General features: G+C 74.0%; 21 protein-coding genes and 1 tRNA gene. 5 read left to right on the top strand and 17 right to left on the bottom strand.

Annotation, left to right across the window (positions count from 1 at the left end):
* Positions 1 to 123 precede the first annotated feature (123 nt).
* Positions 124 to 1,746, top strand: coding sequence for a penicillin-binding transpeptidase domain-containing protein (locus IF43_RS0103935; protein WP_030193806.1), 1,623 nt, complete (start codon positions 124 to 126; stop codon positions 1,744 to 1,746).
* 88 nt (positions 1,747 to 1,834) lie between these two features.
* Here IF43_RS0103935 and IF43_RS0103930 read toward each other — a convergent pair whose 3' ends face one another.
* The 4 genes from IF43_RS0103930 to IF43_RS0103915 all read right to left on the bottom strand — a co-directional run bounded on the left by IF43_RS0103930 (position 1,835) and on the right by IF43_RS0103915 (position 5,885).
* Positions 1,835 to 3,016 (bottom strand): serine hydrolase domain-containing protein, encoded by a 1,182-nt coding sequence (locus tag IF43_RS0103930; protein ID WP_030193803.1) that lies wholly within the window; start codon positions 3,014 to 3,016, stop codon positions 1,835 to 1,837.
* Positions 3,017 to 3,272: 256 nt separating this feature from the next.
* A complete protein-coding gene (locus tag IF43_RS0103925) occupies positions 3,273 to 4,055 on the bottom strand; it encodes an energy-coupling factor ABC transporter ATP-binding protein (protein ID WP_030193800.1) in 783 nt (260 codons plus the stop codon).
* On the bottom strand, positions 4,043 to 4,804 hold the full coding sequence (gene cbiQ / locus IF43_RS0103920) for a cobalt ECF transporter T component CbiQ (RefSeq protein ID WP_030193797.1): 762 nt from the start codon (positions 4,802 to 4,804) through the stop codon (positions 4,043 to 4,045). The genes IF43_RS0103925 and cbiQ overlap by 13 nt, the downstream gene beginning before the upstream one ends.
* A 1-nt stretch (position 4,805) precedes the next feature.
* Positions 4,806 to 5,885: an energy-coupling factor ABC transporter permease gene (locus IF43_RS0103915; RefSeq protein ID WP_030193794.1), complete on the bottom strand. Its 1,080-nt coding sequence runs from the start codon at positions 5,883 to 5,885 to the stop codon at positions 4,806 to 4,808.
* Between the two features lie 168 nt (positions 5,886 to 6,053).
* Between IF43_RS0103915 and IF43_RS0103910 the strand changes: the two genes are divergently transcribed.
* A complete protein-coding gene (locus tag IF43_RS0103910) occupies positions 6,054 to 6,458 on the top strand; it encodes an SsgA family sporulation/cell division regulator (RefSeq protein ID WP_051794648.1) in 405 nt (134 codons plus the stop codon).
* A 7-nt stretch (positions 6,459 to 6,465) separates the two neighbouring features.
* Here the strand turns inward: IF43_RS0103910 and IF43_RS0103905 are convergent, their stop codons facing one another.
* Together IF43_RS0103905 and IF43_RS0103900 are read right to left on the bottom strand one after the other, a co-directional pair.
* Positions 6,466 to 8,688, bottom strand: a complete 2,223-nt coding sequence (locus IF43_RS0103905; protein WP_030193787.1) for an MMPL family transporter — start codon at positions 8,686 to 8,688, stop codon at positions 6,466 to 6,468.
* A 151-nt stretch (positions 8,689 to 8,839) separates the two neighbouring features.
* The gene (locus IF43_RS0103900) at positions 8,840 to 9,430 is read right to left on the bottom strand and encodes a TetR/AcrR family transcriptional regulator (RefSeq protein WP_030193783.1); all 591 of its coding nucleotides are present in this window, start codon (positions 9,428 to 9,430) and stop codon (positions 8,840 to 8,842) included.
* 283 nt (positions 9,431 to 9,713) lie between these two features.
* On the opposite strand from IF43_RS0103900, the gene IF43_RS0103895 reads away from it, so the two are divergent.
* Positions 9,714 to 12,986 carry a S41 family peptidase gene (locus tag IF43_RS0103895; RefSeq protein ID WP_030193778.1) on the top strand — a complete coding sequence of 1,091 codons (3,273 nt, stop codon included), beginning with the start codon at positions 9,714 to 9,716 and terminating at the stop codon, positions 12,984 to 12,986.
* Between the two features lie 142 nt (positions 12,987 to 13,128).
* Here the strand turns inward: IF43_RS0103895 and IF43_RS0103890 are convergent, their stop codons facing one another.
* The 3 genes from IF43_RS0103890 to IF43_RS0103880 are packed head-to-tail and all read right to left on the bottom strand — an operon-like array spanning position 13,129 to position 16,465.
* Positions 13,129 to 14,013, bottom strand: coding sequence for an SDR family oxidoreductase (locus IF43_RS0103890; protein WP_030193776.1), 885 nt, complete (start codon positions 14,011 to 14,013; stop codon positions 13,129 to 13,131).
* Complete coding sequence (locus tag IF43_RS0103885; RefSeq protein ID WP_030193773.1) at positions 14,010 to 14,936, bottom strand: alpha/beta fold hydrolase; 927 nt, start codon at positions 14,934 to 14,936, stop codon at positions 14,010 to 14,012. The genes IF43_RS0103890 and IF43_RS0103885 overlap by 4 nt, the downstream gene beginning before the upstream one ends.
* Positions 14,933 to 16,465 (bottom strand): NAD(P)/FAD-dependent oxidoreductase, encoded by a 1,533-nt coding sequence (locus IF43_RS0103880; protein ID WP_030193772.1) that lies wholly within the window; start codon positions 16,463 to 16,465, stop codon positions 14,933 to 14,935. The genes IF43_RS0103885 and IF43_RS0103880 overlap by 4 nt, the downstream gene beginning before the upstream one ends.
* Positions 16,466 to 16,620: 155 nt before the next feature.
* Between IF43_RS0103880 and IF43_RS0103875 the strand changes: the two genes are divergently transcribed.
* Positions 16,621 to 17,379, top strand: a complete 759-nt coding sequence (locus IF43_RS0103875; RefSeq protein WP_051794646.1) for a MerR family transcriptional regulator — start codon at positions 16,621 to 16,623, stop codon at positions 17,377 to 17,379.
* A gap of 9 nt (positions 17,380 to 17,388) precedes the next feature.
* Here the strand turns inward: IF43_RS0103875 and IF43_RS0103870 are convergent, their stop codons facing one another.
* Positions 17,389 to 18,186: an exodeoxyribonuclease III gene (locus IF43_RS0103870; protein WP_030193768.1), complete on the bottom strand. Its 798-nt coding sequence runs from the start codon at positions 18,184 to 18,186 to the stop codon at positions 17,389 to 17,391.
* A 112-nt stretch (positions 18,187 to 18,298) separates the two neighbouring features.
* Here IF43_RS0103870 and IF43_RS0103865 point away from each other — a divergent pair, with 112 nt between their 5' ends.
* On the top strand, positions 18,299 to 18,820 hold the full coding sequence (locus IF43_RS0103865; protein WP_234331934.1) for a GNAT family N-acetyltransferase: 522 nt from the start codon (positions 18,299 to 18,301) through the stop codon (positions 18,818 to 18,820).
* 119 nt (positions 18,821 to 18,939) lie between these two features.
* Here IF43_RS0103865 and IF43_RS0103860 read toward each other — a convergent pair.
* From IF43_RS0103860 to IF43_RS0103830, 7 genes are all read right to left on the bottom strand, one after another.
* A tRNA-Ala gene (locus IF43_RS0103860) sits at positions 18,940 to 19,013 on the bottom strand.
* Between the two features lie 138 nt (positions 19,014 to 19,151).
* The gene (locus IF43_RS0103855) at positions 19,152 to 20,234 is read right to left on the bottom strand and encodes a membrane protein (RefSeq protein ID WP_030193762.1); all 1,083 of its coding nucleotides are present in this window, start codon (positions 20,232 to 20,234) and stop codon (positions 19,152 to 19,154) included.
* Between the two features lie 152 nt (positions 20,235 to 20,386).
* Positions 20,387 to 20,992 carry a GNAT family N-acetyltransferase gene (locus tag IF43_RS0103850; RefSeq protein WP_030193759.1) on the bottom strand — a complete coding sequence of 202 codons (606 nt, stop codon included), beginning with the start codon at positions 20,990 to 20,992 and terminating at the stop codon, positions 20,387 to 20,389.
* A gap of 17 nt (positions 20,993 to 21,009) precedes the next feature.
* Positions 21,010 to 21,498: a molybdenum cofactor biosynthesis protein B gene (locus IF43_RS0103845; protein WP_030193756.1), complete on the bottom strand. Its 489-nt coding sequence runs from the start codon at positions 21,496 to 21,498 to the stop codon at positions 21,010 to 21,012.
* 119 nt (positions 21,499 to 21,617) lie between these two features.
* On the bottom strand, positions 21,618 to 22,097 hold the full coding sequence (moaC, locus tag IF43_RS0103840) for a cyclic pyranopterin monophosphate synthase MoaC (RefSeq protein ID WP_030193753.1): 480 nt from the start codon (positions 22,095 to 22,097) through the stop codon (positions 21,618 to 21,620).
* 71 nt (positions 22,098 to 22,168) lie between these two features.
* The gene (gene glp / locus IF43_RS0103835; protein ID WP_051794643.1) at positions 22,169 to 23,503 is read right to left on the bottom strand and encodes a gephyrin-like molybdotransferase Glp; all 1,335 of its coding nucleotides are present in this window, start codon (positions 23,501 to 23,503) and stop codon (positions 22,169 to 22,171) included.
* Between the two features lie 4 nt (positions 23,504 to 23,507).
* Positions 23,508 to 23,919, bottom strand: a 412-nt coding sequence (locus tag IF43_RS0103830; protein WP_030193748.1) for a sugar phosphate nucleotidyltransferase, incomplete at its 5' end; no start/stop codon positions are given.

Below are 23,919 nucleotides of genomic sequence, written 5' to 3'. Positions count from 1 at the left end.
CGCCCCGACCCGCCCGATGGTTTTCGGCCGAGTCCGGGGGTCTGAGTACAGGTACTCAGGACACGGGACGGGCCTCCCGCTTATTTTGAGCGCGTTCAAAAGTGCTCTGGGGAGGGGCGTGGGATGCGGGGTGCGACGAAGGGCGCGATCGCCGTCGGGGTGTTCCTGGCGATGGCGGGCGGGGCCGGGTACGGGATGTACGCGATGGTGGGGGACGCCGGGGAGGGCGGCCCGGCGGCGGCGACGGCCGCGGAGGTCGGATCGGGCCCGCCGACCGCGGCGGAGGTGCTCACCACGGCCAGGGCGTTCCTCGCCGCATGGGCTGCGGGCGACGCCCGCGCCGCGGCGGACCTGTCGAACGACCCCGAGGCCACGCAGTACGCGGTAGCCGACTACCGCACCAAGGCGCACATCACCCGGGCGGTGATCACCCCGGGTACGCCCCGGGGCGCCCTGGTCCCGTTCACGGTCCGCGCGGAGGTCTCGTACGGCGGGCACGGCAAGCCGCTGGCGTACGCCTCCTCGCTGACGGTCGTGCGCGGGCTCACCTCGAAGAAGCCCCTGGTGGACTGGCAGCCCGCGGTCCTGCACCCGCAGCTGCGGAAGGACGAGAAGCTGCGGACGGGCACCCCGGACGCCCCGCCGGTGCGGATCACGGACCGCAACGGCAAGGAGCTCACCGCCGGCGCGTACCCGTCGCTGCGCCGGATCCTCGACGAGCTGCGGGCCAGGTACGCCCCCCGGGCGGGCGGTACGGGCGGCACCGAGCTGTGGATCGAGCCCGCCCGCGCGGACGCGCCGAAGCGGACGCTGCTGACCGTGGACCCCGGCCGGCCGGGGTCCGTCCGGACGGTGCTGGACGCCGGGCTCCAGGCGGCGGCCGAGCGGGCGGCGCTCCGGTACCAGGACGCCTCGGTGGTGGCGCTCCGGCCGAGTACGGGCGACGTGCTGGCGGTGGCCAACCACCGTGCGGACGGCTTCGACGCGGCCATGCTGGGCACCACCCCGTCGGGCTCCACCCTGAAGATCGTGACGGCCGCGATGCTGCTGGACCGGGGCCTGGTGACGGCCGACGGGCCGGCCGAGTGCCCGGCGACGGTGTCCTGGTACGGGAAGTCCTTCCGCAACCAGGGCGGCTTCTCGCTGTCCGGCAGCAGCTTCGGCACCGCCTTCGCCCGCTCCTGCAACACGGCCTTCATCAAGAAGATCAAGGCGGTGGACGACGACGCGGCGCTGGCGAGGGAGGCCCGCGAGGTCTTCGGACTGGGTCTGGAGTGGCGCACCGGCGTGGCCAGCTTCGACGGCGACGTGCCGGAGGCGGCGGGCGCGGAGGCGGCCGCGGAGTACATCGGGCAGGGTCGGGTCCGGATGAACCCGCTGACCGTCGCCTCCGTCATCGCCACCGCCAAGACCGGGGTGTTCCGCCAGCCGGTGCTGGTGCCCGCGGACTGGGACCACCGGCCGGTCGCCACCGCCGAGCGGGCCATGAAGCCGGAGGTCGCCGCCCAGCTGCGGCAGCTGCTCCGGCAGACCGCGGTCAGCGGCACGGCCGCCGGTGCGATGGCCGGGGTGCCCGGGCCGAAGGGTGCGAAGACCGGTTCGGCGGAGGTCGACGGGCGGGTGAACCCGGACAGCTGGTTCACCGGGTACAGCGGCGACCTGGCCGCGGCGGCCTACGTCGCGGGCGGCGGCCACGGCGGCGAGGCCGCGGGACCGCTGGTGGCGACGGTGCTCAGGGCGGGGTGACGCCCCGGGGTGACGGCCCCGGGGTGACGGCCCCGGGGCGGGACGGCCGCGCCCGGCCGGGACGGCCGCGCCCGGGGGGACGGCTTGCTCAGGCCGTGGCCGCCTTCACCGCCCGGATCAGCGCCTGGGCGCGCGGGTCGGCGGTGACGGACCTGGCGAGCGCGTTGGTGACGTAGCCGAAACCGATGCCCGCGTCCGGGTCGGCGAAGCCGAGCGAGCCGCCGCGGCCGGGGTGCCCGTACGAGGCCGGGGAGAGCAGCGGCGAGGCGGGGCCGTGCAGCATGAAGCCCGGCCCGAAGCGGGTGTTCACGACCAGCACCCGGTCGGGGCCCGCGGCGAACTCCTGCCCGGCCAGGGCGGTGGTGGCCGGGGCGAAGAGCCGGTGGCCGCCCTCCACCTCGCCGAAGGTGGCCGCGTAGAAGCGGGCCAGGGCGCGGGCGGTGGCGATGCCGTTGGAGGCAGGCAGCTCGGCGGCCCGGTAGCCGGGGTCGTTCTCGTCGGGGAGGGGGTCGATCGCGGCGAAGGCCCGGCGGGTGAGCGAGGCCGGGTCGTCGTAGGCCGCGGTGACGTTGCGCCGGGGCCGGGTCCTCAGGCCGCCCGCCGCCACCGGCGGCGGCTCGACGGCCGCGACCCGGCCGACCCGGTGGACGCGGTCGGTCGGCAGGCCGATCCACAGGTCCATGCCGAGCGGGCCGGACACCTCCTCGGCCAGCCAGCGGCCCAGCGAGCGGCCGGCGACCCGCTCCACCAGCTCGCCGAGCAACCAGCTGAAGGTCTGTGCGTGGTAGCCGTGGTCGGTGCCCGGCTCCCAGAACGGGGTCTGCTCGGCGACCGCGCGCGGCCCGGACGTGCCGTCCACGGCCTGCTCCGGGGTGAGCCCGGGGTCCAGCGCGGGGACGCCGACCCGGTGGGACAGCAGGTGCCGGACCAGGGCCCGCTCCTTGCCGCCCGCCTTGAACTCGGGCCAGTACTCGGCCACGGGCGCGTCGAGGTCGAGCAGCCCGCGCTCGTGCAGGAGCAGGGGGACGGCGGCGGCCACGCCCTTGCCGGCGGAGCGGACGACCTGCGCGGTGTCCTCGGCCCACGGCGCGGACGGCCCGGCCGGCGCGTCCGCGTCCCGTACGCCGCCCCACAGGTCCACGACCGGGCGGCCGTCCCGGTAGACGGTGACGGCGGCGCCGCGGTCGCCCCGGTCGGTGAAGTTGCGTACGAAGGCGTCCCTGACGGGCTCGTACCCGTCCGCCACGAAGCCCTGGACCTCGCCCTCCACGTTCCTGCTCCTCGCTGTGCTGCCACCGGCACCCGGGGAGGGTGCCGTCCGATGCGTCCGGCGTCGACCGGACCCGACCGGCGCCGACCAACATGGTGCAACGTGAAACGATCCGCGTTGCTTCCGGGTCCGGGAGTCGGAATCCCGGACTCCGGACCGGGAGTCGGCACCGGACGCCAGGAGACGGTGACGGACCCTGGGAGACGGTGACGGACCCTAGGAGACGGTGACGGACCCTGGGAGACGGTGACGGACCTTAGGAGACGGTGACGGACCGCGGGTCGAAGCCGAACGGGAGCTCCAGCCGGTGCGCGCGCATCATCGCGTCGTCGCACAGCAGGTCCTGGGTGCGGCCGTCGGCGGTGATCACGCCCTCGCTGAGCACCACCGAGCGCGGGCACAGCTCCAGGGCGTAGGGCAGGTCGTGGGTGACCATCAGCACGGTCACGTCGAGGGAGCGCAGGACGTCCGCCAGCTCGCGCCGCGAGGCCGGGTCGAGGTTGGAGGAGGGCTCGTCGAGCACGAGGATCTCGGGCTCCATGGCCAGCACGGTCGCCACGGCGACGCGGCGGCGCTGCCCGAAGGACAGGTGGTGCGGGGGCCGGTCGGCGTACTCCGCCATGCCGACCCGCTCCAACGCGGCGCGCACGCGGGCCTCCAGCTCGGCACCGCGCAGTCCGGCGGCGGCCGGGCCGAAGGCGACGTCCTCGCGCACGGTGGGCATGAAGAGCTGGTCGTCGGGGTCCTGGAAGACGATGCCGACGCGGCGGCGGATCTCGGCGAGGTGGCGCTTCTCGACGGGCAGGCCGGCCACCTTCACGGTGCCGACCCCGCCGCCCAGGATGCCGTTGAGGTGCAGGACCAGGGTGGTCTTGCCGGCGCCGTTGGGGCCGAGCAGGGCGACCCGCTCGCCGCGGCCGATGCTGAGGTCGACGCCGAAGAGGGCCTGGTGGCCGTCGGGGTAGGCGAAGGCGAGGCCGGCGACCTCCAGCGAGGGGGCGGGGCGGGTCGGGGTGTCGGAGGCAGTCACAGGGTCCATCCCATCAGGCACACGGCGCTGGCCGCGGCGGGCAGTGCGGCCGCGTACGCCCACTGCGTGCGCGAAGCGGTCACGTCGTCGATCACCGGCATGGTCCCGGTGTAGCCCCGGCTGACCATGGCCAGGTGCACCCGCTCGCCGCGCTCGTAGGAGCGGATGAACAGGGCACCGGCCGTCTTGGCCAGCACTCCCCAGTGGCGTACGCCGCGGGCCTCGAAGCCCCGGGAGCGGCGGGCGACGGACATCCGGCGGAGCTCGTCGGTGATCACGTCGCCGTAGCGGATCATGAAGGCGGCGATCTGGACGAGCAGCGGCGGCAGCTTCAGCCGCTGCAGGCCGAGCAGCAGCTCGCGCAGTTCGGTGGTGGCGGCCAGCAGGACCGAGGCGGCGACCCCGAGCGTGCCCTTGGCCAGGACGTTCCAGGCGCCCCACAGGCCGGAGACGCTGAGGGACGTGCCGAGCACCTCCACCCGCTCGCCCTGCGCGACGAAGGGCATGAGGACGGCGAAGAGGACGAACGGCACCTCGATCAGCATCCGTCGCAGTACGAAGCCGGCGGGGACGCGGGCGACCGCCGCGACCCCGGCGAGCAGGGCGGCGTACAGGCCGAAGGCCCAGACCGCCTCGCGCGGGGTCGCGACGACCACCACGACGAAGCCGAACGCGGCGGCGAGCTTGCAGTGCGGCGGCAGCCGGTGGACCGGGGAGTGTCCGTGCCGGAAAAGCTTGTGGGCGTGGCCCGCGCCCACGTCAGGCCACCGGAGAGGGGGTGGTGGGGGCGGGCTCGGCGCGGCGGCGCCGTACAGCCCAGAAGACGCCCGAGCCGACGACGACCGTCGCGCCGACGCCGATCACGCCGGCGAGGCCGCCGGAGAGGCGGGCGTTCGCGACGTCCTTGACGCCGTAGTCGGCGAGCGGGGAGTCGGCGGCGGCGTGCGGTTCGACCTTGCTGTCGATGCCCTTGTCGGCGGCGACCTTCTCCAGGCCGTCGGGGCTGGCGGAGGCGTAGAAGGAGACGAAGCCCGCCAGGGCGAGGGCGGTGACCAGGCCGGTGGCCCACACCTTCTTGGTGGAGCGGCCCCTCGCCGCGGCGAGGGGGACCGCCGCGGGAGCGTCCACGAGCTCGCCGCCGATGCGGAGCTTGAGCCGGGTGGTCAGGCCGCGGGCGCCGTGCACGAGGTCGGGCCGGACGGCCAGGACGGCGCCCACGGTCAGGGCGGTGATGAAGGCCTCGCCGATGCCGATGAGGACGTGCACGCCGACCATCGCGGTCAGCACCTTGCCGACGGGGACGTCGGTGGTGCCCCCGACGGCGTACAGGAGGGTGAAGAACGCGGCGGCGGCCGGTACGGACAGCAGTGCGCCGAGGAAGGCCGCCGCGGTGACCGAGCGGCGGGTCCTGGGCAGGACCTTCACCAGCCCCTTGAAGACGCCGTAGGAGACCAGCACGGTCACCACGCCCATGGTGGTGATGTTGACGCCGAGGGCGGTCAGGCCGCCGTCGGCGAACAGGATGCCCTGCATCAGCAGGACCACGGCGACGCAGAGCACGCCGGTGTACGGGCCGACGAGGACGGCGGCCAGGGCGCCGCCCAGCAGGTGCCCGCTGGTGCCTGCGGCGACGGGGAAGTTGAGCATCTGCACGGCGAAGATGAACGCGGCAACCAGGCCCGCGAGCGGCGCGGTCCGCTCTCCTCCGAAGCCCGCGGCTCCGGAGGCGTCCCCCAGTTCGCGGCGGGCGCCGCGCAGGCTGACGGCGACGGCTCCGGCGGCCACCACTGCGGCGGCCGCGGAGACCGGGGCGTCGATGAATCCGTCGGGGACGTGCATGGATGCTCCGCTTCCTGTGCTCTTCGGGGCCCGGCCGGGCAACGTTTGATAATAGAGCCCAGTTGCAAAGAGGTAGCAAGAGCGTCCGGATACCAAAAACCCTACGAGCACCCGCCGGAAAATATGCGACATTTGGGATAAAGGTCGCGAGTGTGAGGAGTCCGGTCCGTGAGTTCTCCCATCGAAGAGCGCGTCCGCGGCCGTGTCGTCACCGACGACCCCCTGTACCGCACGATCCCGGTGGCGCTCCGCTTCCTGCCCTCGGAGCCGCTGGCCGTACGGGTGGTCTTCCCCGCGGGCCTCTCGCCCGAGGGGTCGGAGAACGAGTGGGTCTTCTCGCGCACCCTGCTGGAGACGGGGCTGCAGTCCCCGACCGGCAGCGGGGACGTCCGGGTGTGGCCGTGCGGGCGGGTCCAGACGATCGTGGAGTTCCACTCCCCCGAGGGCGTGGCGGTGGTGCAGTTCGACACCCCGGCGCTGCGCCGGTTCCTGCGCCGCACGTACGCGCCCGGCCCCACGTACAAGGCCCGGCCGCACCAGGAGAGTGCGGCCGGGCCCTCGGTTCAGCGCTGAGCGGGGGTCAGGCGCGGACCAGCTCCCGCTCGGGGTCGGCGTCGGGGTCGGCCTGCCCCTGGCCGGCGGCGTGGGAGGCGTCGTCGCCGAGGTGCTTGCGCAGCCCCTCGCCCTCGACGTCCACGTTCGGCAGCAGGCGGTCCAGCCAGCGCGGCAGCCACCAGGCCCTGTGGCCCAGCAGGGCCAGGACGGCGGGGACGACGGCCATGCGGACGACGAAGGCGTCGAAGAACACCGCCACCGCCAGGCCGAAGCCGATCATCTTGACCATCTGCTCGCTGGAGCCGATGAAGCCCGCGAACACCGCGATCATGATGACCGCCGCGGCCACGACCACCCGGGCGCCGTGCCGGAAGCCGGTGACGATGGCCTGACCCGGCCGCTCGCCGTGGACGTACGCCTCGCGCATGCGGGTGACGAGGAAGACCTCGTAGTCCATCGCCAGGCCGAACACCACGCCCACCATGAAGATCGGCATCATGCTCATGATCGGACCGGTCTGCTCGACCCCGAAGAGCGAGCCCAGCCAGCCCCACTGGAAGACCGCGACCACCGCGCCGAGGGCGGCGACCACCGAGAGGAGGAAGCCGAGGGCGGCCTTGAGCGGGACCAGCACCGAGCGGAAGACCACCATCAGGAGCAGGAAGGCGAGGCCGACGACGAGCCCCAGGTAGGGCAGCAGCGCGTCGTTCATCTTCTGCGAGAAGTCGATGTTCATCGCGGTCTGGCCGGTGACCAGGACGTCGTCGCCGCTCTTGTCGCGGATCGTGTGGACCAGGTCCTCGGTGGCGGCGGAGGACGGGCGGTCCTTCGGCACCACGGTGATCATCGCGGTGTCGCCGGCCTTGTTCATGGTCGGCGGGGTGACGGCCACGACGCCCTGCATGCCCTTGATGTCGTCCACGGTCTTGTCCGCGACCGCCTTGCCGCCGTCGACCACGACCAGCAGCGGGCCGTTGAAGCCCGGGCCGAAGCCGTCGGAGAGCATGTCGTAGGCCTTGCGCTGGGTCGTGGAGACCGGCTGCGAGCCGTCGTCCGGCAGGCCCATCTCCAGCTTGGCCGCCGGGATGGCGACGGCGCCCAGGCCGATGACGCCGGCGAGCAGGACCGTCACCGGGCGGCGCAGGACGAAGCGGGCCCAGCGGGTGCCCATGTTGGGCTTCCCGGCGGCCGCGGCGGCCTTGGCCGCGCTCCCGCCGAACAGCTTGCTCTTGGTGCCCATGGGCAGCACGCGGCGGCCGGCGAACCCGAGCATCGCCGGGATCAGGGTGAGGGCGACGAGGACGGCGATGACCACGGTGCCGGCGGCCGCGAAGCCCATCTTGCTGAGCATCGGGATGTTCACGACGGCCAGGCCCACGAGGGCGATGACCACGGTGAGGCCCGCGAAGACCACCGCGGAGCCGGCCGTGCCGACGGCCCGGCCGGCCGCCTCGTCGCGCTCGCGGCCCTCGGCGAGCTCCGCGCGGTAGCGGGAGACGATGAAGAGCGCGTAGTCGATGCCGACCGCCAGGCCGATCATCATCGCGAGGGTGGAGGTGGTGGTGCCGAGGTCCAGGACGTTGGCCAGGGCGGTGATGGAGGAGACGCCGATGCCCACGCCGAGCAGGGCGGTCAGCAGCGGCAGCCCGGCCGCGACCAGCGAGCCGAAGGTGATGACCAGCACGATGCCGGCGATGACCACGCCGACGACCTCGCCGGGGCCGCTCTCGGGGACGGCCATGAGGGCGTCGCCACCGATCTCGACCTTCAGGCCGGCCGCCTGGGCGGCCTTGCCGGAGCCCTTGAGGGCCTCACGGGTCTCGTCGGTCAGCTCCATGCCGCTGACCTTGTAGGTGACCTGGGCGTAGGCGGTGGTGCCGTCCTGGCTGACCGCCTGGCCCTGGTACGGGTCGACGACGCGCTCGACCTGGTCCGAGCCGGACCTGAGGTCGGCGACCGCCTTCTCGACCTGCGCCTTCTCGGCCGGGTCGGTGATCTTCCGGCCGGCCGGGGCCTTGAAGACCACCCGGGCGGTGGCGCCGTCGGCGCGCGAGCCGGGGAAACGCTTCTCCAGCAGGTCGAAGGCCTTCTGGGCCTCCGTGCCGGGCATCGAGAAGGAGCTGGAGGTCGGGGTCGCCGCCGAGGACGCGCCGAAGCCGGCGAGCACGAGCAGCGCCACCCAGACGAGGGCGACGAGGCGGCGGCGCCTGAAGGCGCCCCTGCCGAGTCGGTAGAGGAAGGTGGCCACGAGATGGGTCTCCCGTTCCGGTCGTGGTGTGGATCAGGGCATGCGGAATCCGGCCCGACGACGAGAGCGGCGTGTCAGGTGGTCCTGATGGGGCTTGTGCGGGACGTGCGGTCGGTGCGGTGCGGCCGGCGGAGTGCCGGACGCCGCGGTGTCAGACGCCGAGGGCGGGGAAGACCACGGAGTCGATGAAGTCGGCCAGGAACGCCCGGTCCGGACACCGGTCCTCCATCAGCGGCAGCGCGATGAAGGCGCCGATGAGCATGTGGGGCACGTAGGTCAGGGCGGGACAGTCGGCGGCCACCTCGCCCCGGTCCACGGCCCGCCGCAGCATCGCGTTCAGGCCGGTGATCTCGGGCTCCATGAGCAGTTCGCGGAGCGCCCTGTGCAGCTCGGGGCTCGTGTGGACGGCATGGGCCAGACCCCGCATGAGCGCGGTGTCCTTGGCCATCTGCGCGTCGTCGGAGTTCTCGACCATGACCGCGAAGTCGCCGCGCAGCGTGCCCGTGTCGATCTCCCGCAGGGAGACCGGCTGGGTGCAGCGCAGGGCCTTCGCGACCAGCTCCGGCTTGCTCCCCCACTGGCGGTAGAGGGTCGCCTTGCTGGACTTCGTACGGGCGGCGACGGCGTCCATCGTCAGGGCGTCGTAGCCGACCTCGCGCAGGAGCTCGAGCACGGCCTCGTGCAGCTCGGCCTCCCGCTCGGGGGTGATCCGGCTGCGCCGTGCGACGCCCGTGTCCGCCATCTTCCGGCCTCCTCGACCTTCCGACCGTCCAGCGGTCCGTCCGGCGAGCCGAACGAAACCGTTCCGTACGCGTACGACGATACTCCCGGCGGCCCACGAAACGAAACGGTTTCGTTTCGTTCTCGAGGTGGGCTCCGTCACGTCTCCGGCGCGTCAGCATCCGGCCTGCAGCCGTCCGGCGCCCGTCCGCCTCCCGTCCGCGCCCCCGCGCGCCCCCGCCCGCGCCCCCTTGCGTTCGCCTGTACGAGTTGCCGCGCCCCCCGGGCGCGGAAAGCATTTAGGGGTGAGCCACGACCTCGCCTACCTCCGGTTCCCGCACCTGCACGACGACCTCCTGTGCTTCGCCGCCGAGGACGACCTGTGGGTCGCCCCGCTGGTCCCCGAGGGGGAGCCACCCGGCCGGGCCTGGCGGCTCACCGTCGACCGGACCCGCATCGGCCACCCCCGCTTCTCGCCGGACGGCAGCCGGATCGCCTTCACCACCTGGCGCAGCCTCGACCCCGAGATCCACCTGGTCCCCACGGCCGGCGGCACGGCCCGGCGGCTGTCCTACTGGGGCTCCACCGACACCCGGGTGTGCGGGTGGACCCCGCCCGACGAGGGCGGCCGCAGCGACATCCTGGCCGTCTCCTCGCACGGCCAGCCCTTCTCGTACTACTCGTGGGCCTACACCCAGGCCACCGACGGCAGCCCCGGCAAGCGCCTGCCCTGGGGCCCGGTCTCCGACATCGCCGTCGGCGAGCTCGACGGGGAGCGCAGGACCCTGCTGCTGACCGGGAAGCCGCCGCACGAACCCGCGGCGTGGAAGCGCTACCGCGGCGGCGCGACGGGCCGGCTGTGGCTGCACGGCGAGCGGCTGCTGCCCGACATCGGCGGGCACCTCGACTGCGCGATGTTCGTCGACGGCCGGATCGCCTTCCTCTCCGACCACGAGGGGATCGGCAACCTCTACTCCTGCCTGCCCGACGGCACCGACCTGCGCCGCCACACCGACCACGACGAGTTCTACGCCCGGCACGCCTCCAGCGACGGCCGCCGCGTGGTCTACCAGTGCGCCGGAGACCTGTGGCTGGTCGACTCCCTCGCGCCCGGGGCCGGACCGCGCCGGCTCGCGGTCCGGCTCGGCGGGGCGCGCACGGGCCGGCGCACCTACTCGGTGCCGGCCGCCAGCCACGTGGACTCCGTCTCGGTGGACACCACCGGACGGGCCAGCGCGGTGGTCGTCCGCGGCTCGCTGTACTGGCTCACCCACCGCGACGGCCCGGCCCGCACCATCGCGGACACCCCCGGGGTGCGGGTCCGGCTCCCGGAGATGCTGGGCTCGGCGGGCCAGGTCGCGTACGTCACCGACGCCGAGGGCGAGGACGCCATCGAGATCGCCTACCTGCCCCGCGCCAGCGGCGACCGCGAGCCGCGCCGGCTCGCCTCGGGCGACCTGGGGCGCGTACTGGAGCTGGTCTCCGACCCGGAGGGGGAGCGCCTGGCGATCGCCTCGCACGACGGGCGGGTGCTGCTCCTCGACGCCACCGAGGACTCCAACGGGGAGGTCAGCGAACTGATCCGGTCCACCAACGGGCCGGCCCGCGACCTGTCGTTCTCCCCCGACGGCGGCTGGCTGACCTGGTCGCACCCGGGCATCGGCCGCTCGCTGCGCCAGATCAAGATGGCCCGCATCGCCGGCCCCGGCGCGCGCGTCATCGTGGACGTCACCAACGGCCGCTTCGAGGACGAGAACCCGGTCTTCACCCGGGACGGCCGCTACCTCGCCTTCCTCTCCTGGCGCGGCTTCGACCCGGTGTACGACGTCCACACCGGCGACCTGTCCTTCCCGCTCGGCTGCCGCCCGTACCTCGTCCCGCTCTCCTCCGCCACGCCCTCGCCCTTCGCGCTGCTGCCCGACGGCCGCCCGGCGGCCGGCGGCCTGGACCCGACCGAGAACGAGGGGGGCGACGGCGCGGTGACGGTCGAGATCGAGGGCCTGGAGAACCGGGTCTTCCCCTTCCCCGTGACCGCCTCCAAGTACTCCGCGCTGCACCCGGTCAGCGGCGGCGGCCTGGTGTGGATGCGCTGGCCCATCTCGGGCGCGCTCGGCGAGACCTTCGCCAACCCCGCCGACGTCTCCGGCAAGCCGAGCCTGGAGCACTTCGACATCACCAAGGCCCGCAAGACCGAACTGGTCGGCGACCTGGACTGGTTCTCGGTCAGCGGCGACGGCACCCGGCTGGTGGTGGCCGACGACGGCGACCTCAGGGCCGTGCCCGCCACCGAGTCCGGCGACGGCGACTCCACCGTCTACCTCGACCTGCGGCGGATCCTGCACGAGGTGGACCCGGCGGCCGAGTGGCGGCAGGCCTACGAGGAGGCCGGACGGCTCATCCGGGCGTACTTCTGGGAGCCGGACATGTGCGGGATCGACTGGGCCGGGGTGCTGACCCAGTACCGGCCCCTGGTCGAACGCGTCGCCTCCCCCGACGAGTTCGCCGACCTGCTGCGCGAGGTGCTCGGCGAGCTCGGCACCTCGCACGCGTACGTCTCCCCCGCCCGCCGCAACGAGGGCCCGCCGCACTACCAGCGGGCCATGGGCCTGCTCGGCGCCAACCTCGTGCCGCACGACGGCACCTGGGTGGTGCGCCGGATCCTGCCCGGTGACTCCTCCGACTCCAAGGCCCGTTCGCCGCTGGCCGGGATGGGCATCCGGGAGGGCGCGGTCCTCACCCACGTCGACGGCCGCCCGGTCGACCCGGTCGCCGGCCCGTTCCCGCTGCTCGCGGCGGCCGGCGGGACCACCGTCGAGCTCACCTTCCAGCCGGCCGAGGGCACGGGCCGATCCCGCCGGGTGGCGATCGTGCCGCTCGTCGACGAGCGGCCGCTGCGCTACCAGGACTGGGTGGCCAAGCGGCGGGCCGTGGTCCGCGAGGTGAGCGGCGGCAAGTGCGGGTACCTGCACATCCCGGACATGGGCGGGTCGGGCTGGGCCCAGTTCAACCGGGACCTGCGCATGGAGGTCTCCCGGCCGGCCCTGATCGTGGACGTCCGGGGCAACGCCGGCGGCCACATCAGCGAGCTGGTCGTCGAGAAGCTCACCCGGCGCATCCTGGGCTGGGACCTGACCCGCGACGCGCAGGCGGTGTCGTACGCCTCCAACTCCCCCCGGGGACCGGTGGTGGCCCTGGCCGACGAGGCCACCTCCTCCGACGGCGACATGATCACCGCGGCCTTCCGGCTGCTGGGTCTGGGCCCCGTGGTGGGCCAGCGGACCTGGGGCGGCGTGGTCGGCATGACGGGGCGGCACACCCTCGGCGACGGCAGCGTGATCACCGTCCCGATGAACGCGGCCTGGTTCGACGCGTACGGCTGGTCCGTGGAGAACCGGGGCGTCGAGCCGGACCTGGAGATAGAGCGCACCCCGCTCGACTGGGCCGAGGGGCGGCACGCGCAGCTCGACGACGCCGTCCACCTGGCGCTGGAGCTGCTCGAGCAGCACCCCGCCTCGGTGCCGCCGGGCTACGACGACGTACCCGACCGGCGGCGTCCGAAGCTGCCGCCGCGGTCGTGAGGAAGGGACACCCCACACCCCCGGCCCCTCGGAGCCGGGGGGCTGCCGGCGCCGGTCCCGCACGCGCCCGCGCGGAAGGGCGGGCCGTTCCCGAACGACCGCGCCCCTTCCGCGCGCCCCTTCCACGCGTCCGGGCCGCCCGTCAGGGGCGGGGGGACCGCTCCTGCTCGTCCGCGGCCCCGCCGGCCCCGACCAGCCCGGTGCGCACCGAGCCCATCCGCCCGTCGAAGCGCCGTACCTCGCGCTGGCCCACGGTCCCGATGAGCCCCGGCAGGTAGCCGCGCACCGGCTGCATCCCGCGCAGCCACCACTGCGCGTACACGTGCGCCGAGCGCCGCTCGACACCGGCCACGATGCGGTCCACGGCCGGGCCCAGCGGGTACGTGCGGTTCGCCGGCCACGGCAGGCGCTGCCGCAGCTCGCGCATGACGTCGTCCTGGTCGGCCCCGCGCACCATGTCGGTGTCGGTCCACGACAGGTAGCCCACGCCCACGCGGACGCCCTTGTGGGCCACTTCGGCGCGCAGGCTGTGCGCGAAGGCCTCGACCCCCGACTTGGAGGCGCAGTACGCGGTCATCATCGGTGCCGGGGTGATGGCGGCCAGCGAGGCGATCTGGAGGAAGTAGCCCCGGCTCTCCATCAGGACGGGCAGGAAGGCGCGGGCGGTCACCGCCCCGCCGATCAGGTTGACCTCGATGACGCGGCGCCAGGCGTCCGGGTCGGAGTCGACGAACGGGCCGCCCGCCGCGACCCCGGCGTTGGCGACCACGATGTCCACCTTGCCGAAACGCTGCTTGACCTCCTCCGCGACCCGGGCCATGGCGGCGTGGTCGGTGACGTCGGCGTGCCAGTGGTCGCTGTCGGTGTGCAGCCGCTCCGAGACCTCCTTGAGGGCCTCCGGCTCCAGGCCGACCAGCGCGATCCGGGCGCCGCGGGCGGAGAGCTTGCGGGCCAGCAGCTCGCCGACGCCCCGCGCGGCGCCGGTGACGACGGCGACCTGGCCTTCCAGACTCCTGCGTGCGCTCACGGCGTCTCCTCCTTGGCGGGTACGTACTCGGCGGCGAGTTCGGCGAGGGTGCGGGTGACGGCCTCGGGGGCCTCCACGGGCGTCATGTGGCCCATGCCCGCGAGTTCGGTCAGGCCCACGCAGCGCGGCAGCGCGGCGGCCAGGCCGCGGGCGTGCACGACCGGGGTGAGCCGGTCGGCGGTGCCCACCAGGACGGCGGCGGGGACGCCGAGGGCCTTGACCCCGGCGTTTAGGTCGAGCTCGGCCAGCACCTGGGACCAGCCGTGCCGGACCGGGGTCGGGCAGGCGTGCACGATCCGGGCGCAGGCCTCGACCCGCCCGGGTGCTGAGCCCGGTCCCATGGTGGCGTACCGCAGGACCTTCTTCCCGACCGGCGTGACCGGGCCGAGCGGGGCCCGCGAGCCGAGCACGGCGCGGGTCAGCCGGGAGCGCACCCGGCCGGCCGGGCCCGGTACGACCAGGGCCTCGTCGACGAGGCGGGCGCTGCCGGTGCTGCAGAGCAGGACGGCGGCGGCGTGCTCGGCGAACTCGGGCCGGCGGGCCGCGGCCATGACCGTCATTCCGCCCATGGAGTGGCCGGCCACCACCGCGCGCTCGCCCGGCGCGAGGGCCGTCCCGAGGACGGCGACCAGGTCGTCGGCGAGGGCGTCGGTGCTGTAGCGGCCGGGGGTGGCCGGGCTGCGGCCGTGACCGCGCTGGTCGTACGCGATGACGCGGTGGGCGGCGGACAGGGCGCGGATCTGGGCGGCCCAGAACGCGGTGGAGCAGGTCCAGCCGTGGGCGAGGACGACGGCCGGGGCCGTCCCGGGGCCGTGCACCTCGACGTGCAGACGGGCTCCGTCGGCGGAGACGGCGGTCAGCTCGCGGACCGGGGCGGGCGGGGCGTAGGGGCCCTCGGTGACGTGGGCGGGACGGCGGCTCACGCGGCGCTCCCCTCGGCGGTTGCCGGCTTCGCCGCGGAGGCCTGGGCCGGGACCCGCGTCCCGACGCGCTGGATCTCGTACTCGCCCAGGTCCACGGCCCGCGTCTCGCGCCGGAACTCGCCCGTCGTACCGGGCCACACCGTCGTGTTGCGGCCGTTCGCGTCGAGGTACCAGCTCGTGCAGCCGCCCGTGTTCCACACGGTGCGCTCCATCCGGGCCTGCACCTTGCGGTTCCAGGTGTGCACGGCCGAGGGCCGGGCCGCCAGGGCCACGCGACCGCCGAGGACGTTCAGCTGGCGCACGTAGTCGGCCATGTAGTTCAGCTGGGACTCGATCATGAGGATCATCGAGCTGTTGCCGAGACCGGTGTTCGGGCCGATGATCGTCATCCAGTTCGGGAAGCCGGCGGCCGTCGCGCCGCGCAGCGACTGCATCCCGTCCTTCCAGGCCTCCGCGAGGGTGTGGCCGTCGGCGCCCACGACCCGGTCGGCGATCGGCATGTCGGTCACGTGGAAGCCGGTCGAGAAGACGACGGCGTCGACCTCGGTCTCGGTACCGTCGGCGGCCACCAGCACCGAGCCGCGGACCTCCTTCAGCCCGGAGGCCACCAGGTCGACGTCGGGGCGGGCCACCGCCGGGTAGTACTCGCTCGACAGGAGGATCCGCTTGCAGCCGATCCGGTAGTCGGGCGTGAGCTTGGCCCGCAGCTGCGGGTCCTTGACCGCCCGTGCCATGTTCCTCTTCGCCAGGGCCTCGATGAAGCCGAGCTGGTTGGGGCGCTTGGTGAAGGCGCTGACCTGGAGCTCCCGGATGCCCCACAGCAGCCCGCGGCGGGCGGCCCGGGTGACCGGCAGCTGCCGGTGCAGCCAGCGCTCCAGCCCGCTGATCGCCCGGTCGGTGCGCGGCAGCACCCACGGCGGGGTCCGCTGGAAGAGCGTCAGCCGGGCCACCTCCCCGGCGATGGCCGGGACGATTTGGATGGCGGAGGCACCGGTGCCGATCACGGCCACGCGCTTGCCGCGCAGGTCGTAGTCGTGGTCCCAGCGGGCGGAGTGGAAGACCTTGCCGGGGAAGGTGTCCAGACCCGGGACGTCGGGCGTCTTGGGGTCCGACAGCGGGCCGGTCGCCGAGACGACCACGTCGGCGGTGAAGTCCCCGCCGGCGGTCTCGATCTCCCACCGCAGCTCCGCGGCGTCCCAGCGCATCATCCGCACGTCGTGGTTCAGCCGGATGTGCGGGCGCAGTCCGAAGGTGTCGGCGACGTGCTCCAGGTAGGCGCGGATGTGCGGCTGGCCGGAGAAGGTGCGCGGCCAGTCGGGGTTCGGCGCGAAGGAGAACGAGTAGAGGTGCGAGGGCACGTCGCAGGCGCACCCCGGGTAGCTGTTGTCGCGCCAGGTGCCGCCGACCGAGCCCGCCCGCTCCAGGACGACGAAGTCGGTGATGCCCTCGCGGCGCAGCCGCACCGCGGCCCCGAGGCCTCCGAATCCGGATCCGACCACCGCCACCCGTACGTGCTCGCGCTCGGCCATGCCGCCGCCCTCCCGCAGTCCGCGACTCTGCCAGCAATCACTGGCACGATGGAGCGTAGAGCAGCTCCGTACTCATGGGTAGGGGGTCCGCACCGGAAAGTTACCGGCGGTACGGGACTGCCCTGGTCCGGCCTGCGACCGCTTAGGCTGCGGGTGTGTCGGAACATGAGGCGGAACCCGGCGGCGCGGAGCCCAGGGGCACGGTACGCGAGTACCGGACGGAGGAGCTGGCCGATGCGGCCGGGATCACGGTGCGCACGCTGCGCTTCTACCGGGAGCGCAAGCTGCTGCCGCCGCCCCGCCGCGAGGGCCGGATCGCCTGGTACGACGACCACCACCTGGCCCGGCTGCGCACCATCGCCGCGCTCCTGGACCGCGGCCACACCCTGGGCGGCATCGCGGAGCTGACCGCGGCCTTCGAGAACGGCCGGGACGTGAACCAGCTCGGCGAACTGCTCGGTCTGGACGGCGACGGCCTCGGCTGGTCCGAGGAGACCCCGGTGCGACTGACGCCCGAGGAGCTCGCGGACTACTTCGCGGGCGAGGTCACGCCGGAGAACCTGGCCGCCTCGCTGGACCTCGGCTACCTGGCCGTGGACGGCGACGAGATCGTGCACGTCAGCCGCCGCCTGCTGGACGTGTCCTCGGCGCTGGTGCGCGAGGGGGTCCCGCTCGCGGTCGTCCTGGAGACCGGCCGCCGGGTGCGCGAGCACGCCGAAGCGCTGGCGGCCCTGTTCACGGACCTGATCGCGACCCACGCCGCCCCCGCCGGCGCGGCGGCCGCCGACGCGGTGGACCCGGAGTCCCTGGTGAAGGCGGTGGACCGGCTGCGGCCGCTGGCGAAGAGCGTGGTGGAGGCGGAGCTGTCCATGGCGATGGACCGTCGCCTCAGGCCGCCCGCGGCCGGCTCCTGAAGGACTTCCCTACCGCTCGTAGACGACCGTCACGGGTGCGTGGTCGGACCACCGCTCGGGGTGCGTCTCGGCGCGCTCGACGAAGCCCTTGACCGCCCTGGCCGCCAGACCGGGGGTCGCGACCTGGAGGTCGATGCGCCAGCCGGCGTCGTTGTCGAACGCCCGGCCGCGGTAGGACCACCACGAGTACGGCCCCGCCTGCTCGGGGTGCAGGGCCCGGACCACGTCGACGTACCCGGCCTCCTCGTACACCCGGCCGAGCCACTCCCGCTCCTCGGGCAGGAAGCCGGCGCTCTTGCGGTTGGTCTTCCAGTTCTTGAGGTCGGCCTCCTGGTGGCAGATGTTCCAGTCGCCGCAGACCACGACCTCGCGGCCGCCGGCGGCCGCGCGCTCCTTGAGGGCCTTCAGGTAGGGCAGGAACTCACCCATGAACCGGTACTTCTCGTCCTGCTTCTCCGTGCCCGCCTCGCCCGAGGGCAGGTAGAGGCTCGCGACCGTGACGCCCGGCAGGTCGCACTCCACGTACCGGCCGCTGCCGTCGAACTCGTCGCTGCCGAAACCGACCTGCACGCGCTCGGGCGCCCGGCGGGTGTAGAGGGCGACCCCGGCCCGGCCCTTGGCGGCGGCCGGGGCGAACACGGTGTGCCAGCCCTCGGGGTCGCGCACCTCGTCGGGGATCTGGCCCGCCTCCGCCCGGACCTCCTGCAGGCAGATCACGTCGGCGTCCGTCCCGGCCAGCCACGGGACCAGGCCCTTCTTGGCGGCCGCGCGGATGCCGTTCACGTTGACGGTCGTCACAGTCAGCAACACAAGCTCCCCAGATCGCACAAAACGGGTGCAGCCTACCCGTGCGCCTCCGGGGAAGGGGGTCCGTCTCAGCCCTCGGGCCTACCCGGTCGCCCCTCAGTACGATGTTCGAATGCCTCAGCAGACCCGCCGCCGGAACATCACCATCCGCCCCAGCACGTACGACCACCCCGACGCAGTGCGCCTCAACGACCAGGTGCAGCTGGAGTACGCCGAGCGCTACGACGGCGAGGGCGACGAGACGCCGCTCGACCCGGCGATGTTCACGGCGCCGAACGGGCTGTACCTGCTGGCGTACGACGAGGAGGACGGCGAGCCCGTCGCGAGCGGCGGCTGGCGCGCCCAGGAGCGCAACGAGGAGGGCTACTCCGACGGCGACGCCGAACTGAAGCGCATGTACGTCGTGCCCGGCGCCCGCGGCCTCGGCCTGGCCCGCCGCATCCTCTCCGCACTCGAGGACTCCGCCCGCGCCGCCGGCCGCGTCCGCATGGTCCTGGAGACCGGCGACCAGCAGCCCGAGGCCATCGCCCTCTACCGCTCCAGCGGCTACGACTTCTGCGACAAGTTCGGCTACTACCGCTTCTACGACTCCAGCCGCTGCATGGCGAAGCCCCTGGCGCAGCCCGGCTCCTGACCGCGCCCCCGGGCGTCACGGGCCGGGCACCGGCGCCTGAAACGCCGAGATCCCGCTCGGTCTTTCGACCGGCGGGATCTCGTGACGTTTCCCGGTAGCTATCCGAGAACTGTCGTTTGTGGACCTGTGGGGATTTGAACCCCAGACCCCCTCGATGCGAACGAGGTGCGCTACCAGACTGCGCCACAGGCCCTTGCGACGTGTGAAACATTAGCAGGTGATCCGCGCGGCTCCAAAATCCGCTCCCCCGCAGGTCATCGAGCAGGAGACGAAGGGCCCCCGCGGCGGCGGGGAGCCGCCGGCGGGGGCCGGGTGGAGCGGGGGCGCCGTGTCACTCGTTGGCGGCGCGGGGGCGGTTGTCGGGGTCGAACTGGTCGAAGAGCGGGGTGCGGCCGCGGTCGCGCGGACGGCGCGGGGGCGCGGGCCGCTGCTGGCCCGGCGCGGCCCCCGGCTCTCCGGGCTGCGCGGCACCGGTCGGCGGCGGGCCGCCCTTCGCGGGAGCGGTGCCGGACGGGTTGCCCGGCCGCACCTTCAGGCGCGGGTCGGTGGGCTCGGCCGTCGAGGAGCGCGCCGGGCTCCAGCCGTCCGCGACGGACGGGCCGGTCGCGCGCGGGGCCACCGGGGCCGTCACGTACGTCGGCAGCGGAACCGGCACCGGCTCCCAGCTGTCGCCGCGCGCCGGACCCCGGCCGCGCTCGCGCTGCTGGTCCACCCACTCGGCGTGGTCGGTCTGTTCGACCAGCGCGCGCCGCCCGGCCTCCTGCGGCGAGACGGCGGGCGCCGGCTCGGGCTCGGCGGGCCGCACGGGCGCGTCACCCGGCTCGACGTCCGGGGCGGGGTGCCGACGGCTCTCGCGGAGCCGCTGCGCGGCCGCCTCCGCCCGGCGCCGGTCCATCGTGAACGCGAACCGCCGCCGCTCCTGCACCCGCAGGTAGACGATGTACGAGCTCAGCATGACGGCCGGGACGGCCGGGGCCCACAGGAACCGCAGTCCGCCCACCGCGGCGACGACCGCGCCGAAGGTGAAGCCGAGGAAGAGGAGCGCCGTCGTGCGGCGGCGCCGGGCCAGCACCTTGGTGCGCTGGATGCGGCGGGCCCGCTCGGCCGTCACGACCGCCGGCTCGGGACGGGTCGGAGGCACGACGGAGTCCCGGACGTCGACGTCCACGGAACTGATCGCTTCCGTGACGGCGTCCGGCTCCACGCGGGGCTCCGCCACCTCGCCGCGCTCACGCAGGCCCTTGGCGTAACGGCGCTCCATCCCCGCCCGGCCGGACAACAGCCGGATGGCGGTGGAGAAGCGTTCCGTCGGACGGGCCTCGTTCAGCTCGTCCTGCCTCCGGAGCCACATCGGCACCAAGTAGGCGGCCCAGGCCCCGACAATGACTGCGTAGATGAGGCCGCTGCTGCTCACACCCCACACGGTAGAGGGGTCCGGGCGACCGCATCCGCCAATTGGGCCGGTGTGTCGCACGATCCGGCTGATATCACCGACTTTTTTTGTGATTCTTCGGATCAGGTTATGGGTGACTCGGAATCGGGCCGACCATAATTCGAACAGATTTTTTATTTCTGCGGGGTGCCGGGACGGGCCACGTGCCACCGGTGCAGCATCCCCTCGGGGACCTCGTCCGCGGTGAGCGCGAAGACGAGGTGGTCCCGCCAGGCCCCGTCGATGTGCAGGTACCGGGGCCGCAGCCCCTCCTCCCGGAATCCGAGCTTCTCCACCACCCGCCGGCTGGGGCCGTTCTCGGGGCGGATGCACACCTCGATGCGGTGCAGGCCGACCGTACGGAAGCAGTGGTCGACGGCCAGGGCCACGGCCGTGGGCATGACACCGCGGCCGGCCACGTCCTGGTCGACCCAGTAGCCGACGTGGGCGGCGCACATGGAGCCCCAGGTGATCCCGGCGACCGTGAGCTGACCGACCAGCCGGCCCTCGTACTCGATGACGAAGGGCAGCATGCGGCCCGCGTTGGCCTCGGCCCGCAGGTGTCGGACCATCTGCCGGTAGGTGGGCCGCTGGATGACCGGCCCCCAGGGCGCGGGCGGCGGGATGGTCGCCTCCCACGGGCGCAGCCACTCGCGGTTGCGGCGGTTGACCTCGCGCCAGGCGCGTTGGTCGCGCAGCCTTATGGGCCGGAGGACGACGTCGCCGTCCGCCAGCACCACGGGCCAGGAGGGGCGGTTCAGCTCGGGCTCCCCGGTCTGGGGTGGTCGCCGCCGCGGATCTGGTCGACGGCGTGCGGGAGGATCCGCTCCAGCACGGCCAGTCCGTCGCGCACGCCGCCGGTCGAGCCGGGCAGGTTGACGATCAGGGTGTGGCCGCTGACGCCGGCCAGGCCGCGGGACAGGGCCGCGGTGGGCACCTTGGCCAGGCCCTCGGCGCGGATGGCCTGCGGGATGCCGGGCACCTCGTAGTCCAGGACGCGGGCGGTGGCGTCCGGGGTGCGGTCGGTGGGCGAGATGCCGGTGCCCCCGGTGGTGAGGATGACGTCCATACCGGCCGCGACGCCGTCGCGCAGCGCCCGCTCGACCGGGTCGCCGTCCGGCACCACGCGGGGGCCGGAGACCTCGAAGCCGAGCCGTGCGAGGCTCTCGGCGAGCAGCGGGCCGCCCTTGTCCTCGTACACGCCGGCCGCGGCGCGGTTGGAGGCGGTGACGACCAGGGCGCGCATGCCCCGGGCGGGCTCGGCGGGGGGCTGCTCGGCCCAGGCCTCGCCGGCCACGGGGGGTTCGCTCCCGACCGCCGGGACCGGGCCGTGGCTGTGGCTGTGCACCTCGGCGCCGCGGGGGGTCACGACCGGCTCCAGTCGCCGGACTTGCCGCCGGTCTTCTCCTCGACCCGGACGTCGGTGATGACCGCGCCCTTGTCGACCGCCTTGACCATGTCGACGACGGTGAGCCCGGCGACCGCGACGGCCGTGAGGGCCTCCATCTCCACGCCCGTGCGGTCGGAGGTCTTGACGGTGGCCAGGATCTCCACGGCGTCGTCGGCGACCGTGAGGTCGACCTTGACGCCGGAGACCGCGAGCGGGTGGCACAGCGGGATCAGGTCGGGGGTCCTCTTGGCCCCCATGATCCCGGCGATGCGCGCGGTGGCGAGGGCGTCGCCCTTGGGGACGCCCTCGCCGCGCAGCAGCTCGATCACCCGGGGCGAGACGAGCACGCGCCCGCTGGCGCGTGCCGTGCGGGTGGTGACGGCCTTCTCGGACACGTCGACCATGCGGGCCGCACCGGCCTCGTCGATGTGGGTCAGCTTGCTCTCGGTACTCATGTGCTGTGCCGCTCCCGTCCGGGCCCCGCAAGGGCCTGTGTGGGCGACACGGTACCCGCACCGGAGGGGGTTCAGCCGAGCAGGACCACCTCGAGCTCGGCCCCGGGCTCCACGGAGGTGGCGTCCTCGGGTACGACGAGGAGGCAGTCGGCGTGGGCCAGCGCGGCGATCAGGTGCGAGCCGGAGCCGCCCACGGGGCTGACGGTGCCCGCGACCGGGTCGTACGCCCCCCGCAGGAACTGGCGGCGGGCGGCCGGCGAGGTGAGCGCCTTGTCGGCCTTCAGGACGGCGCGGACGCTGGGCCGGCTGACGTCGGGCAGGCCCATCAGGGTGCGGATGGCCGGCCGGACGAACAGCTCGAAGGAGACGTACGAGGAGACGGGGTTGCCGGGCAGGGCCATCAGCGGGGTGTGGTCGGGGCCGACGGAGCCGAAGCCCTGCGGCTTGCCGGGCTGCATGGCGAGCTTGCGGAAGTCGACGCCGCCGCCGGGCTCGTCCTCGTCGCCGACGGCGGACAGGGCCTCCTTGACCACGTCGTACGCCCCGACGCTGACGCCGCCCGTGGTGACGAGCAGGTCGGCGCGGACCAGTTGGTCCTCGATGGTGGCGCGCAGGCCGTCGGCGTCGTCGGCGACGGCCCCGACGCGGTAGGCGATGGCGCCGGCGTCCCGGGCGGCGGCCGCCAGGGCGAAGCTGTTGGAGTCGTAGATCCGGCCCTCGGTCAGCGGTTCGCCGGGCTGGACGAGCTCGCTGCCGGTGGACAGGACGACGACGCGCGGGCGGGGCCGGACCCGGACCGTGCCGCGTCCGATGGCGGCGAGCAGGGCGATCTGCGGCGGTCCGAGGACGGTGCCGGCCTCGAGGGCGAGGGCGCCGGCCTTCACGTCGCTGCCGCGTGCGCGCACGTGCGCCCGCGCCTCGGCGGCGCGGTGCACGCGGACCTCGCCCTCGGCGCCCTCGGGGGCCTGGCTGGCGGCCGTCATGCCGGTGGCGGCGCCGCCGCCGGTGCCGCCGTCGGTCCACTCGACGGGGACGACCGCCTCGGCGCCGGGCGGCAGCGGCGCGCCGGTCATGATCCGGGCGGCCTCGCCGGGGCGGACGGTGGGCAGTTCGCCGCTGCCCGCCGCGACGTCGCCGACGACGGTCAGCACCGCGGGGAACTCCTCGCTCGCCCCGGCGACGTCCGCCACCCGGACGGCGTACCCGTCCATGGAGCTGTTGTCGAAGGGCGGCAGGGCGACGGGCACGGTGACGTCCTCGACGAGGACGCAGCCCTGGGCGTCGAGCAGTTGGAGCTCGATCGGTTCCAGGGGGCGGACGGCCGCGAGGATGTCCGCCAGGTGCTCGTCCACCGACCAGAGCCGCTGCGGGCCGGCGCCGGTGTCCTGCGGTGCGGTGCTGCTCAAGGTGCTACATCTCCTCGGTGACGTAACTGCGAAGCCAGGTCCGGAACTCGGGGCCCAGGTCCTCACGTTCGCACGCGAGTCTGACGATGGCCCGGAGATAGTCTCCCCGGTCCCCGGTGTCATAGCGGCGGCCCTTGAAGACCACCCCGTGCACCGGTCCCCCGACGGTCTCGTCGGCGGCCAGCTTCTGCAGGGCGTCGGTCAGCTGGATCTCGCCGCCGCGGCCCGGCTCGGTCTCCCGCAGTATGGCGAACACGGCGGGGTTCAGGACATACCGTCCGATGATCGCGTAGTTGCTGGGGGCCTCGCCGGGGCCCGGCTTCTCCACCAGGTCGGTGATGCGGACGACGTCCTCGTCCTCGGTGGGCTTCACGGCCGCGCAGCCGTAGAGGTGGATCTGGGCGGGGTCGACCTCC

Origin of the sequence: Streptomyces sp. NRRL S-87 (genome assembly GCF_000719335.1) — a bacterium.
Classification (GTDB): Bacteria; Actinomycetota; Actinomycetes; order Streptomycetales; family Streptomycetaceae; genus Streptomyces.
Note: the sequence above shows the minus strand (reverse complement) of the source record. Positions and strands in the feature narration are given on the sequence as shown.